The sequence below is a fragment of the Kitasatospora sp. NPDC092948 genome (assembly GCF_044754805.1).
GTDB lineage: Bacteria > Actinomycetota > Actinomycetes > Streptomycetales > Streptomycetaceae > Kitasatospora.
Map to the genome: position 1 here is coordinate 83,869 of NZ_JBIVPU010000019.1, position 12,140 is coordinate 96,008.

The following is a 12,140-nucleotide window of genomic DNA, read 5'->3' on the forward strand; positions in this document are numbered from 1 at the left end:
CTGCGGTTCGAGGCAGTTCCTCCTTCACTGACTCCGTGATTCTGCTCGGCCGAGCGCGGTCGGGTGCCCGGCCCGCGGCCGACCCGGCTGCCCTTTCCTGCGGCACGACCGGGCTGACACCTGCGCCTGACCGAGCCCTGCTCCGATCCGGTCCGACCGCACCAAGGCGTTCCGCCGCGCCTTCGCTCCGCCGTGCCACGGGGCGATCGGCAGCCCGTCGCGCCGGGCCCCGGTGGAGCGCCTGGGGCGGGGCCGCCCGGATCGGAACGTCCGCGCCCGCCCGGACCGTTGCCGCCGGGCCGGCGCAGCCTGGACCGGGCCGGCCCGCCGCAGCGCGACTCACCGAACCGGTCGGGGCCACGGAGCGGGCCGGTCACGGAAGCCGACCGGAGCTCAGAAGGAACTGTCCAGAACCGCCCGTCCGTCCCGTCTCTCCGGGGCAGAGGGGTGTTCGCCATGGCCACCAACACACTTTTCCACTCGACCACCTCCAGGTTTCGCGATCGTCGTATCAACCTGGGCCACCGCACCATCGCCGGCCGTGCGGTCCGTTCCTCCCTTGTCTCGTTGGCGGGGCTGATCGGAGCACCCGTCACCAACCAGGCCGGTGCCGAGATCGGCCGGCTCGCCGACGTGGTCGCCCGGCTGTACGGGCCGGACCCGTATCCGCCGATGACGGGCCTGATTCTGCGGATCGGACGCCGCCGGGCCTTCCTGCCGGCCGATGCCATCGGACGACTCTCGGCCGGACAGGTCAGCCTGTGCGCCTCCCGGGTCGACCTGCGGGACTTCCAGCGCCGCCCCGGCGAGGTGCTGTTGGCCCGCGATGTGTTGGACCATCAACTCGTCGATGTGGACGGCGTCCAGGTGACCAGGGCTGCCGATCTGTACCTGGCCCCGTTGGTGGGTCGAGTGGTCCTGGTCGGAGTGGACGTCTCACTGCCGACGTTGCTGCGCCGCCTCGGCCCGCGCCGTTGGCAGGTTCGCCCGACCCCGGAGCGGGTCCTCGACTGGCAGTCCGTCGCCCCGTTCGGCGAGGAGGCCACCGACGGCCCGACGGAAGTCCGCCTGCGCGACTCGCGGTCCGCGCTGCACCGACTCCGCCCGGCCGATCTGGCCGACATCCTGGAGGACCTCGGCCGCAGCGAACGCCAGCAGCTCCTGGACTGGTTGGAGCCGGAGCACGCCGCGGACGCCCTGGAGGAGATGGTGCCCGCCGAACTCGAGAACCTGCTGCGGGAGGCCCGCCCGGAGGACGCCGCACGCCTGATCGATGCGATGGAGCCCGACGAAGCCGCAGATGCCCTGCGCGACCTGGCGCCCAGCGAGCGGGAGACGCTGCTGGAGCGTATGCCCAGCGGGGAGGCCGCCGAGCTCCGCAGCCTGCTCTCCCACCGGGAGGGCACGGCCGGTGGGGCCATGACGACCCGTCTGGTCACCGTCCGACTCGAACAGACCGTCTCCGAGGTCAGGGCCGACCTGGCCGCCCAGACCGACCACCGCGCCGAGATCGACGCCGTGGTGGTGCTCGACACCCACGGGCGACTGGTCGCCGACATCCCGCTGTTCGAGCTCGCGGTGGCCGAGGACTCCACCCGGATCGCCGATCTGACGGACTGGCTGGCCCAGTTCGGCCCGCCGGTGACGCTCACCCCGGACACCCGGCTCGCCGAGGCCGCCGACCAGCTGATGGCGGCTCGCAAGTCCTCCCTCGTGGTGGTCGGTGAGGACGGAAGGCCCCTGGGCCGCATCCTCGCCGACGACATCCTCGACGCCCTGCTGCCCGAACGCGGGCGCCTGCACTTCCGGAGGTTCCGCCAGTGAACGCCCACGTCGACCCCGCCGCCCCCGGACCGGCCGCTCCGCAGGCCGGTCCGGCCCCGACCGTCACCGCATCGGTCGAGCTCGGCGTCCCCGTCGTGCCCTCCGGGCCGCCCGCCGCTCCGGCACCGCCGGGACGTCGGCGCGGGCTGCGCCGGATCGCCGCTCTGGCGATGATCGCCGGGCCGGGCCTGGTCGCGGCCAACGCGGGCAACGACGCCGCCGGCATCGCCACCTACGCCTCGGCCGGATCCCAGTACACGTACGGCACGCTGTTCTTCATGGTGCTGGTCACCATCGCCCTGGTGATGGTTCAGGAGATGGCTGTCCGGCTCGGGGCGTACACCGGCAAGGGCCTCGGTGCCCTGATCCGCGAGCAGTTCAGTCTCCGGCTGACCGCGGTGGCGGTCGGCTGCCTGCTGCTGGCGAACACCGGCCTGGTGGTCAGCGAGTTCGCCGGAATCGGCGCGGCCTTCGATCTGCTCGGCGTGCCGAAGTGGGTGGTCATCCCGCCGGCCGCCGTGCTGCTGTGGGCACTGGTGCTGTTCGGTTCCTACCGGTGGGCCGAGCGGATCTTCCTGGTGATGTCGTTGGCGTTCTTCGCGTACCCGATCGCGATGATCCTCGGCCACCCGCACTGGGGCGCGGTCGGCAAGAACCTGGTCGTGCCGCACGTCGAACCGTCCAGCGACTTCATCCTCCTCGCGGTGGCTCTGATCGGAACCACCGTCAGCCCCTACATGCAGTTCTACGCCGCCGCGGGGGTGGTGGACCGGGGAGCGAAGCCCGAGGACTACAAGCTGATCAGGGCCGATGCCGTGCTCGGAGCGGTGTTCGCCTGCGTCATCAGCCTGACCATCATCGTGGCCACCGCGTCGGCGATCGGCGGCACCGGTCCGTTGCAGTCCGCGGCCGAGGCGGCCCGTGCTCTGGAGCCGGTGGCCGGGCCCGGCGCCGAACTGCTGTTCGCCTTCGGATTGCTGGGCGCTTCTGCCCTGGCAGGCGCGGTGGTTCCGCTGTCCGCCAGCTACGCGATCGGTGAGGCCGCCGGGGTGGAACGCTCGGTCTCCCGACGGTTCCGCGACGCACCGCTGTTCCTCGGTCTCTTCACTGCGCAGATCGCCCTCGGTGCGGTCATGGCCCTGACGCCCGTGGACGTCATCCAGTTGCTGATCGGCACTCAGGTACTCCAGGGACTGATCAGCCCGATCGTGCTGGTGTACCTGCTGGTACTCACCAACCGCCGCTCGCTGCTCGGCGACGCCGCGAACAGCCGGCGGTACCGGATCGCCGCGACCACTGTGGTGGCCGGGGTCGCCCTGATGTCCACCGTGCTGCTGGTGCAGACCGTCCTCGGCTGGTTCGGCCTGGCCTGATCCCGCGCTCCGGCCGCACCGCAGCAGCAGTCTCCGCAGCAGCGCCCGCCATTCGTTCTTCCTACGCATGCGTGTCCTCCTCCGCCGGGGACGCCGGCCCGTGGCCGGCGTCCCGCAGCGAAATCCGGTTGTCCGTCCAGCAACTGCCCTGCAAGGCTGCGTGCTCATGTCCACCAACGAAACGCCGATTACCCTTGCCGCCTTCTTCACCGAGGGCCGTCTGACGTCGATCCCGCGCAAACCGGCCCGTCGCACCGCCCTGCTCGACCACCTCGCCCAGTCTCTGTTCGAGCCCGACCGCTCGTACAGCGAGCGCGAGGTCAATGAGGCGCTCCTCACCGTCCACGCCGACACCTCCATGCTTCGTCGCTATCTGATCGAGGCCCGGTTGCTGACCCGCACCCGCGACGGGTCCAGCTACCGGCGGGCCTCGGCTTCCGCTGCTCCGGAGAGTCAGCCGCCTGCCGCATAGCGCCAGAACTCCCGCATCAGCGGCGGCGAGGAGGGGTTGGCCATCTCCTGCTGGGTGAGCAGGATCGTCATCAGGCCCGTCGTCGGGACCAGGTGGGCCGCCGTTCCGGTACCGCCCACCCAGCCGTACCGGCCGGGCACGTTCCACGACTCGCGCCGTTCCACGTCCACCGATCCGCCGTAGCCCCAACCCTGGCCTTCCAGGAACAGTTCGCTGTCCGCACGCTGTTGCCGCGTCAGGTAGTTGGTCGTCATCTGCCAGACGGCGCTCTCGGTCAGAACGTGCCGCCCGTCGTCGGCCCGGCCACCGGACACCAGCATCCGCTGGAACGCGAACACGTCGTCCAGGCTCGACACCAGGCCACCGGCCCCCGAAGGAAACGCCGGCAGGCTGCTCCACTGGCCTTCCGGCGGATCCGTCACGGTCAGCGCCCCGTCCTGGCCCCGCCGGTACAGCGGAGTGAGCCGGCCGGCCTCGCCCGGCGGTGCGGAGAAGCCCGTGTCACTCATCCCCAACGGCTCGAACAACCGCTCGGCCAACACCTCCTCGAGCGGCTGCCCGGTCGCCCGGGACACCAGCACACCCTGAATGTCCGAGCAGATGTTGTACAACCACGCCGCGCCCGGCTGGTGGAGCATCGGGATGCGGGCGAGCGTCGCCAGCCACTCGTCCGGTGGCATCACCTTCTGGGGCTGGGGCGGCCCCTGGAGCAACTCGTCGGCCAAGGGGGCCAGCGCCGGCAGCGCGAAGTCCGCAGAAAAGCCGTACCCCGCCCGGGACTCGAGGAGATCCCGCACCGTGACAGGTCGCTCCGCCGGCACGATGTCGGTGACCGGGGACCGCGGTGTCCGCACCACCTGCCGATCGGCGAGCTCCGGCAGCCAGTGCTCGACGGGGTCGTCCAGGCCGAACGCACCGTCGTCGATCAGCTGCAGCACCGCGGCGGCCGTCATCGGCTTCCCGACCGATGCGATCCGCACCAGGGACTCCCTGGTCAGATCACCGGCCGCCGCAACCTCCGACCTTCCGCCATGGGCCACCAGGGCCACTGCCCCCGGCACCGTGCCGTCCGCGACCCGGCGCTCCAGCATGCTCTGCAGTTCACGCATGTTGATCCCCTTTCGACTCCAGCGCGAAGTTCGCACCCAATGTTCCGCGATATCTGGAGTGTGCCCGGCCGCTCCGAAGCCCTCTCGAGACAATCGGCTGTCCCTTCCCGGCCGTTCAGTTGATGGACCATCAGCCGATCGGTTGACCCGATGTCAACCGACAGGAGATTTCCGCTCTCCCGAGCGCCGCTCCCCGTTAGGCCGCCCGATTACCCGGGTACGTTGGCGCACGCCACGTTGATCCCATATGCCCCGGGAGGCAGTGATGTCCCGACTCGTCCTGATGATGCCGGTGCCGCTCAACGGCTGCTCCGAGGGCCCGGATGCCGATCCCGGCCCGACTGCACGCCGGGCGCACCCGCACACCGGCCCGACCCGAACCATGAAGGTCCGAGCCGGGCCGGTGGGTGAGAGAGACGGACTGGGGCGCTCAGCCCTCGATGCGGTGCTGGGTCCAGAACGACGTCAGATCCACGGTCGTCGCGGCCTGCGCGGCGGCCTTGAACTCGGCGGTGGTGGACACTCCGTACCAGTGTGCTGCCGCGTAGTCGTGCAGCAGCGTGGTCATCGCGGTGTCACCGATGGTGCGGCGCAGGTCGTGCAGGGCGCACTTGCCGTAGTTGTAGACGACCGTGGAGTAGCGGGAGGAGTTGGCGTCCCAATAGGCCATCGAGTTGGTGATCTTCTCGGCGGAGGAGGCCCAGGAGACGCTGTTCCAGCAGTTGGTGCCGGTGCTGCCGAGGGCGAGGTCGGTGGCGTAGTCGGTGAACGCCTCGTCCAGCCAGGGGCTGTTGTATTCGTCGTCGCCGACGATGCCGTACCACCACTGGTGGCCGATCTCGTGGGTGAGGGCGGTGGTCGAGACCAGGTCGAGCACGAAACCGGGGTATTCCATGCCGCCGAACCAGAAGTTGTTGTCGATCACCGCGTCGAGCTCACCGTAGGGGTAGGCGCCGAAGCGGGCGGCGTGCGAGTCGACAGCGGACTTGGCGGTGGTCAGCATGGACTGCGCGCTGGAGGAGCTGATGCCGCTGACGGAATACACATTGACGGCGACGCCGGCCGGCGAGGTGCCGGAGATCCTGCTGAACGGACCGGCCGCCCAGGCGAATTCACGGACGCTCTTGGCGGTGGCAGTGGTGATGGTCCGTCCGCTGCTGCCGGGGGTGTCCACCGAGGTGCCGGTCGCAGGCACGAGCAGGCTGCTCGGGTGGTCGAGGGTGACCGTGTAGTCGGACGCCAGCGTGTAGAACGACTCGCCGTTGTTGGTGTACGGGTCGAGGTGCCAACCGGCCGCGTCACGGACGGCGAGCACGGGCAGCGCGTTGCCGATGAAGTTGAATGCGCCGTCGCGTCCGAACCGGTCCGCGCCGGAGGGGACGGCGATGGACAGGTCGAATCCGACGCTGCCGCCGGCACCCTGCGCGAGCGGCGCGGGCAGGGTGACCTTGAGCGCGGTACAGCCGACGGTGAGCGCTGCGGCGGTGCCGCCGGTCAGGTTGCTGACGGTGATCGGCGTCGTGGGGCAACTGCCGTGGTAGTTGTCCCACAGCCTCAGGTACACCTCGGTCAGCGGGGTTGCCGAGGGGTTGGTGAAGCCGATGCTCTGGTGACCGGACCAGTTGGCGCCACTGGCGTCGCTGGTCAGGTTGACGGTGTATCCGCTGGGTGCCGGGGTGCGGGTGGCATCGGTGGTCGGCGGCGGGGTGGTGCCGCCGCCGGAGACGTCGAGCGCCACATCGTCCAGCACGAAGCTGGTCTGCAGGGCGGAATCCTCAACGCCGCTGAACGAGACGCTGACGGTCTGCCCGGCGTAGGCGGACACATCGAACGTCTTCTTCACATAGCCGGCCGCCGCATCCAGGTTGGAGTACGTGGCGAGAGTGGTGGTGCCGATCTTGGCGGTGAGTTTGTCGTACGCCGTGGTCTTGGTGGTCTCGGCGGTGTCCACGTGCAGCCAGAAGCTGAGGCTGGCGGTGGTGCAGCCCGCGGGCAGGGTGACGGTCTGCGCAAGCGTGTCGGTGTGGGCCGACCCGTAGCCGTTCAGCCAGGCGAAGTACGTACCGCCGTGGGCGTTCTGGCTCCCCCCACTGGTGACCACGCCACTGGACGAAGTCCACGGCGTGGTGCCGGACTCGAATCCGCCGTTCGCCATCACCTGGGTCGCCGTGCAACTCGCGGCTGCCGTAGCAGTGTTGCCCTGGGCGGCCTGAGCGGTGGGGGCAGCCAGGGTCGCGGTGCCGACGGCAACGAGCACGGTGGTGCTCAGCAGCGCGGCGGCCCGGGTGGCGAGGGCGCGGAGTCTGTCGCTCATCGGTGCTCCTCTCGGTTGCCGGGGTCTGTGGGGGCCCCGGCCGAGGGGCAGATTGCCAGCAAACTCCCAGAATTGATAGGTGCATGCCACCTATCGTTACGACATCCACTGGGTCATCAACTTCCCAGGGGAACATCCCAGTTGGGCAAATCCAACCAGGGTGACACACCGCACGCAGCCCATCGGGGTCGAGCAGCGACTACGCCCGGGCGAGTCCCCGACGGCTCCTGGCACGGCCGCTGCCCGGGCAGGATGCCGGCGGCGGGTTACCGAGGTGAGCCCACGGCACCGCCATGGTGTTCCGCAGCCCCGTCCACCCGGTTGGCCAGATCTACTCGGTCAACGCAGTCAAGCACATCATCGAACTCGCCGACGCCGGTGAGTGGCAGCACTGTCCTGGCCAGCCCGAGGACAGCGAGATGCGCCTGCGAAAGATGGCCGAGCTCCGCCCCCTCGGCAAACCGGCGCATTCCACGGCTTGACGCACTGACGGCCGTCGTGTGGCCCAGCCGGAGATCCTCGGCCCGGTTGACCGCCTCGTACGGGCACGACCATCAAGTGCTCCAGCCGCCGGCCGGCGAGCATTCGCCCGTCGAATTCGCTCCATCCGGCAGCGACCGTGGCCGTCGCCAACCCGCATTCGCGTGTACCACCAGAAGCCCCCGTAGCCCCCGTGTACCGCCAGAAGCCCCGGGGATCAGCTGGCACGAAGGCACCGGCGGGATCGCTGCCACACGGACACGCGCCGATCGGCGCGACGATGCCCGAGTCGCTGTCGGTCTCGCGAACCGTGTTCGGCACCGCGAGCACCGCGCCTCTCCCACCCGGGCACCGATGCCGCTTCCAGTGCCGAGCACCCGCCCGGGGGGCGGTTTTCGGCCTTCCGGGTGACAGTGGAAGACGGCCGCCACGGGTTGGGTACCTGTGGGGTCGGGACCGAGCCGCCCGTAGGGCGGCGGATGGGAGCGGGTTTGTGAATACCTGGGCAACCTGGACCACGCAGGGCATTCTGTCCGGCCATGGTGGGGTGAAGACCGTGGAGATCGGTGTCATCACCGGTGATCTGACGGTGCACACCATGTGGATCGAGGGCGAGGCGCGACTGACAGTGCAGTACAGCGGGGCGCTCGACTGGTTCACCGTGGAGGGCAGCCCGGTGGTCGCGCCGGACGAGGCGGCGGCACGCGAGGTGCACCAGCACATGGTGGAGGCAGTGAAGACGGGTGGTGGCGCGACCGCCCCGCAGTCCTGACTCCCTCCGAACCCGGCCCGGGCCCGTGGCACAGCCAACCGCGCGGCCCGGGTCCCGGCCTGCCCACCCGGCTTCGGTCTGCCTCTACTCGGCTCTTCGGCCTGGCCTCGATTCGGCGCCGTCCGCCAGGTCGGTTCCGGCTTCCGGCCGCGCCGCACGGCTCCTTCCGTGGCGCCCTCACGCAGCACCGCACAGCAACCGCCTGTCACGGCCGCTCACCACATCACGCCACCGGCACCCTCACCTCATCGAACCGCGACGCCCCGCCCGCCCCGCCCCGCCCCACCCCGATGACCGCCGGTCACGGCGTGTCGCGACGGCGGGCCGATTCGACGGCTTCCGCAGCAGTCGAGCCTCGGTGGATCAGCTGTTGCCCGAGGGCGGCCAGAGCCCGACCCACGGCGAGTTCGTCACCGATCGCCGGGTCGGCGGGGTCCTGGGCGCTGCGGTGGGCCTCGGCGTCGACCTCGATCAGGTTGAGGCCGGTGTCGAGGACGGCGTGCGCCTCGGTGAGGTCACCGACTTCGACCAGCCGGAGGCGAACGGACCACTCGGAGATGTGCGGCTCGGGCACCGCGGCGCGGCCGCTCACCGCTCGTTCTCCTGCTGGGGCGGTTCGGCGAGCCGGTCGCCCTCCGCCTGCGACTCCTCCCAGGCGTGCATGGTCTGGTAGGAGGTGATGCCTTCCTCGGGGTCGGCGGCGCGGGCGTCGTCCTCGTCGCGCTTCGCTTTGTCGTTGAGCCTGTCGTTCATCTCGGACATCCTCGGCTCCTCGCGGTCGGGCCCCCACTGCTCCTTCCAGCCTGCTCCCACCGAACGTTTCAGTCGAGTTCGGCCAGCAACCCGGGGTTGACAGCGGCAAGGACAACCCGCAGGTCGGCTTCGGCGACGGCGGGCCACAGCACGGCTCGGGCGTCCCGGTAGCGGGCGGCAAGCCGGGCGCGGTCCGCCTCGGGCAGCTGGGCGGACCGGTCGGCGCGGGAGTTGTGGGCGTTGTCAGCGATCTTGACGAGAGTGGCGGCATGGTCGGCGACGATGTCGAACAGCATCGTCCGGTAGTCCGTCCCCGGTGCCCGGGTGACCCGGCGGACGGTGGCGACCACAGGGATGGGGACACCGGCGGCGAGCAGGTCGTCGGCGCGGGTCGGGGTGTCCTCCAGCACGTCGTGCAGCAGCGCGGCCATCTGCAGCCCGGTGCCGAACGCCGCGACGCCCGCTGCCACCGCGCGAACGTGTTCGATGTAGGGGACGCCGATCCGGTCGCGCTGTCCGGCGTGCGCGCGGGCGGCAAGGGCGTCCACTTCTGCGAGGGTGGGCGAACGCACGGCAAGGTCCCCCAGGGATGAGCGACGATCAGGTGTCGGAAAATATAGTCCGCTTGACGGAAAGGGAGTGATCGTACGGTGCGGGTGACCCCGATCTCCCCGGAGCGCCTGGTCGGCCTGCTCGCGGAGCGGATCCACCGACTGCCCGGCGACTCGGACCGCCGCCTGCGGGTGGCGATCGACGGCGCGGCCGCCGCCCGCCCGGGCGCGCTGGCGGACGCGCTGGTGGAGCCGCTGCGGCTGCTCGGTCGGCCGGTGCAACGGGTGTCGGCGGACGACTTTCTGCGCCCCGCCTCGGTCCGTTTCGAGTACGGGAAGCAGGATCCGGATGCGTTCCACGATCTGTGGCTGGACGAGGGGGCGCTGCTGCGTGAGGTCCTCGACCCGCTGGAGCCGGGCGCGGACGGCCGGATTCTTCCCACCTTCTGGGATCCTGCCACCGACCGTTCCACCCGGGCCGGCTACCTGGAGCTGCCGCCGCGCGGCGTGCTGCTGCTGAACGGCCCGTTCCTGCTCGGCCGCTGGCTACCGTTCGAACTCACCGTGCACCTCACCCAGTCCCCGGCCGCGCTCGCCCGTCGCACGCCTGCCGACCAGCACTGGACGCTGCCCGCTCACGAGCGCTACCGCACCGAGACCGACCCGGCCGCACTCGCCGACCTCACCGTCCGGGTGGACGACCCTCGCCACCCGGCACTGGTCGAAGAGAACTGACGGCCCGTCGACCCCGCTGCTCCGTCATCTCGTCGGCGCCGGGCCTCGCTGACAGCGCGGGCACCAGTAGGCGGTGCGGTCCTGCGCGTGGGCGGCGGTGCGGATCGGTGTGCCGCAGCGCACGCAGTTGCGGCGGGCCCTGCCGTACACCCAGTGCTGGCAGCCGGGCCGGGTGTCGCCGGTGGTGATGTGGCCGTGCCGCAGTTTGTTGGCGTCCAGCAGTTGGTGCGCCCGGTGCAGCAGCCGGTCCAGGTCCGGCAGTTCGGCGACCGGCAGCCACGGGGTGACTCCGGCGAGGAAACTCAGCTCGTTCGCGTACACGTTGCCGATGCCGGCCAGGTTCCGCTGGTCCAACAGGGCGGCGCCGATCGGGCGTTGCGGGGCGGCCAGCAGACGGCGGCGGACCTCGGCGACGTCCCAGTCCGGGCCGAGCAGGTCGGGGCCGAGGTGGCCGACCACCCGGGCTTCTTCAGCGGTGCGCAGCAGCTGCACCACGGGCAGCCGGTAGCCGACGGCGGTGCCCTGTTCGGTGCCGAGGATCGCCCGGATCTGGAACGCGGGCCCGCTGCGCCAGCGCTCGCCGGGCCGGAACACCTGCCAGCGGCCGTCCATCCGCAGGTGGGTGTGGAGCGTCACGCCGCCCTCGAACCTAGTCAGCAGGTGTTTGCCGCGCGGCACCGTCTCCAGCACTCGGCGGCCGGTGAGGTCGGCGGTGGCGTGGGCGGGCACGCGCAGGTCCGCCACCGTCAACACCGCGCCGGCGAGGGCATGGTTGAGCTGGGTGGCGACCAGGTAGATGCTGTCTCCTTCGGGCACTCCCCCATCATGCCGCCCGTCACGGACACCGCGTCCCGGGCTGCCCCCGCCGCCTCTGCTGGTAGGAAATATCCTCGTCAGGTGGCGTTCCGCTGTCTTAGGTTGGCGCGATGACAATCACTCACGAGGTGGCCGGCACCGGCCCTGCGGTCCTCCTGCTGCACTCCTCCGTCTGCGACCGGCGGATGTGGGACGGCCAGTGGGACGCGCTGCGCGAGGCCGGGTACCGAGTCGTTCGGTGCGACTTCCGTGGTTTCGGGGAGACCCCCTGCGCGGACGCGCCCTACAGCAACCTGACCGACCTGGAAGAACTGCTCGACGAGCTCGACATCGACCGGGTCTCGCTCATCGGCGCGTCCTTCGGCGGCAACATGGCCGCGCAGTTCGCGGCCCTGCGCCCGGAGCGCGTGCACTCGTTGACGCTACTCTGCCCGGGCAGCTCGACGCACGAGCCGAGTGCCGAGCTGGTGGAGTACGGCGAGCGCGAAGTCTCGCTGGTCGAGTCCGGCCGGCTGGACGAGGCGGTCGAGCTGAATGTGAACACCTGGCTCGGACCGGATGCGGACGAGGCCGCCAAGGCGAAGGTCCGACTGATGCAGCGCAACGCCTACGAGGTGCAGCTCGCGGTCGAGGAGGAGATCGAGCCGACCCGGCTCGAGGTGGATCTGCGCAACGCCGTCGCCCCTGCGCTGGTGTTCGGTGGCCGGTACGACGTGGACGACTTCCGTCGGATCGCCGTCGATACGGCGGCCGTGCTGCCGGCCGGGGAACACCGCGAACTCCCGTGGGCCGGTCACCTGCCCGCCCTGGAGCGCCCGGCCGAGGTGGCCGACCTGCTGATCTCCCACCTCGCCGACGTGTGGAAGGCCTGACAGTACGTCAGCGGACCGCAGTTCACATTCCCTCCCCCGAGTGAACAACGGCGCCCTGTTCGGGCCTGG

13 protein-coding genes are annotated in these 12,140 nt (G+C 70.7%); 7 read left to right on the plus strand and 6 right to left on the minus strand.

The genetic code is table 11. The features are described 5' to 3' along the window. Nucleotides 1–456: 456 nt before the first annotated feature. From ACIQF6_RS33430 to ACIQF6_RS33440, 3 genes are all read left to right on the plus strand, one after another. On the plus strand, nucleotides 457–1,824 hold the full coding sequence (locus ACIQF6_RS33430) for a magnesium transporter MgtE N-terminal domain-containing protein (RefSeq protein ID WP_400901892.1): 1,368 nt from the start codon (nucleotides 457–459) through the stop codon (nucleotides 1,822–1,824). Next, nucleotides 1,821–3,197, plus strand: coding sequence for an NRAMP family divalent metal transporter (locus ACIQF6_RS33435; RefSeq protein WP_400901894.1), 1,377 nt, complete (start codon nucleotides 1,821–1,823; stop codon nucleotides 3,195–3,197). The genes ACIQF6_RS33430 and ACIQF6_RS33435 overlap by 4 nt, the downstream gene beginning before the upstream one ends. 166 nt (nucleotides 3,198–3,363) lie before the next feature. Next, a complete protein-coding gene (locus tag ACIQF6_RS33440) occupies nucleotides 3,364–3,669 on the plus strand; it encodes a DUF2087 domain-containing protein (RefSeq protein WP_400901895.1) in 306 nt (101 codons plus the stop codon). Here ACIQF6_RS33440 and ACIQF6_RS33445 read toward each other — a convergent pair. Together ACIQF6_RS33445 and ACIQF6_RS33450 are read right to left on the minus strand one after the other, a co-directional pair. Beyond that, nucleotides 3,651–4,778: a serine hydrolase domain-containing protein gene (locus ACIQF6_RS33445; RefSeq protein WP_400901960.1), complete on the minus strand. Its 1,128-nt coding sequence runs from the start codon at nucleotides 4,776–4,778 to the stop codon at nucleotides 3,651–3,653. The genes ACIQF6_RS33440 and ACIQF6_RS33445 overlap by 19 nt on opposite strands. Before the next feature lie 430 nt (nucleotides 4,779–5,208). Beyond that, a complete protein-coding gene (locus ACIQF6_RS33450) occupies nucleotides 5,209–7,092 on the minus strand; it encodes a M1 family aminopeptidase (RefSeq protein ID WP_400901897.1) in 1,884 nt (627 codons plus the stop codon). Nucleotides 7,093–7,385: 293 nt separating this feature from the next. On the opposite strand from ACIQF6_RS33450, the gene ACIQF6_RS33455 reads away from it, so the two are divergent. Next, complete coding sequence (locus ACIQF6_RS33455) at nucleotides 7,386–7,574, plus strand: hypothetical protein (RefSeq protein WP_400901899.1); 189 nt, start codon at nucleotides 7,386–7,388, stop codon at nucleotides 7,572–7,574. 491 nt (nucleotides 7,575–8,065) lie between these two features. Further along, the gene (locus ACIQF6_RS33460) at nucleotides 8,066–8,344 is read left to right on the plus strand and encodes a hypothetical protein (RefSeq protein ID WP_400901901.1); all 279 of its coding nucleotides are present in this window, start codon (nucleotides 8,066–8,068) and stop codon (nucleotides 8,342–8,344) included. Nucleotides 8,345–8,645: 301 nt separating this feature from the next. Here ACIQF6_RS33460 and ACIQF6_RS33465 read toward each other — a convergent pair whose 3' ends face one another. Genes ACIQF6_RS33465 through ACIQF6_RS33475 form a run of 3 tightly spaced genes read right to left on the minus strand, consistent with a single transcriptional unit; the run spans nucleotide 8,646 to nucleotide 9,645 of the window. Next, on the minus strand, nucleotides 8,646–8,936 hold the full coding sequence (locus ACIQF6_RS33465) for a dsRBD fold-containing protein (RefSeq protein ID WP_400901903.1): 291 nt from the start codon (nucleotides 8,934–8,936) through the stop codon (nucleotides 8,646–8,648). After that, complete coding sequence (locus tag ACIQF6_RS33470) at nucleotides 8,933–9,106, minus strand: hypothetical protein (protein WP_400901905.1); 174 nt, start codon at nucleotides 9,104–9,106, stop codon at nucleotides 8,933–8,935. Before ACIQF6_RS33470 ends, ACIQF6_RS33465 begins: the two co-directional genes overlap by 4 nt. Nucleotides 9,107–9,165: 59 nt before the next feature. After that, on the minus strand, nucleotides 9,166–9,645 hold the full coding sequence (locus tag ACIQF6_RS33475) for an HD domain-containing protein (protein ID WP_400901907.1): 480 nt from the start codon (nucleotides 9,643–9,645) through the stop codon (nucleotides 9,166–9,168). A 102-nt stretch (nucleotides 9,646–9,747) separates the two neighbouring features. On the opposite strand from ACIQF6_RS33475, the gene ACIQF6_RS33480 reads away from it, so the two are divergent. Then, the gene (locus tag ACIQF6_RS33480) at nucleotides 9,748–10,383 is read left to right on the plus strand and encodes a uridine kinase (RefSeq protein ID WP_400901909.1); all 636 of its coding nucleotides are present in this window, start codon (nucleotides 9,748–9,750) and stop codon (nucleotides 10,381–10,383) included. 24 nt (nucleotides 10,384–10,407) lie between these two features. On the opposite strand, the gene ACIQF6_RS33485 is transcribed toward ACIQF6_RS33480, so the two are convergent. Then, complete coding sequence (locus ACIQF6_RS33485) at nucleotides 10,408–11,199, minus strand: DNA-formamidopyrimidine glycosylase family protein (protein ID WP_400901911.1); 792 nt, start codon at nucleotides 11,197–11,199, stop codon at nucleotides 10,408–10,410. A 110-nt stretch (nucleotides 11,200–11,309) separates the two neighbouring features. Between ACIQF6_RS33485 and ACIQF6_RS33490 the strand changes: the two genes are divergently transcribed. Further along, nucleotides 11,310–12,071 carry an alpha/beta fold hydrolase gene (locus tag ACIQF6_RS33490; protein ID WP_400901914.1) on the plus strand — a complete coding sequence of 254 codons (762 nt, stop codon included), beginning with the start codon at nucleotides 11,310–11,312 and terminating at the stop codon, nucleotides 12,069–12,071. Nucleotides 12,072–12,140: the final 69 nt, after the last annotated feature.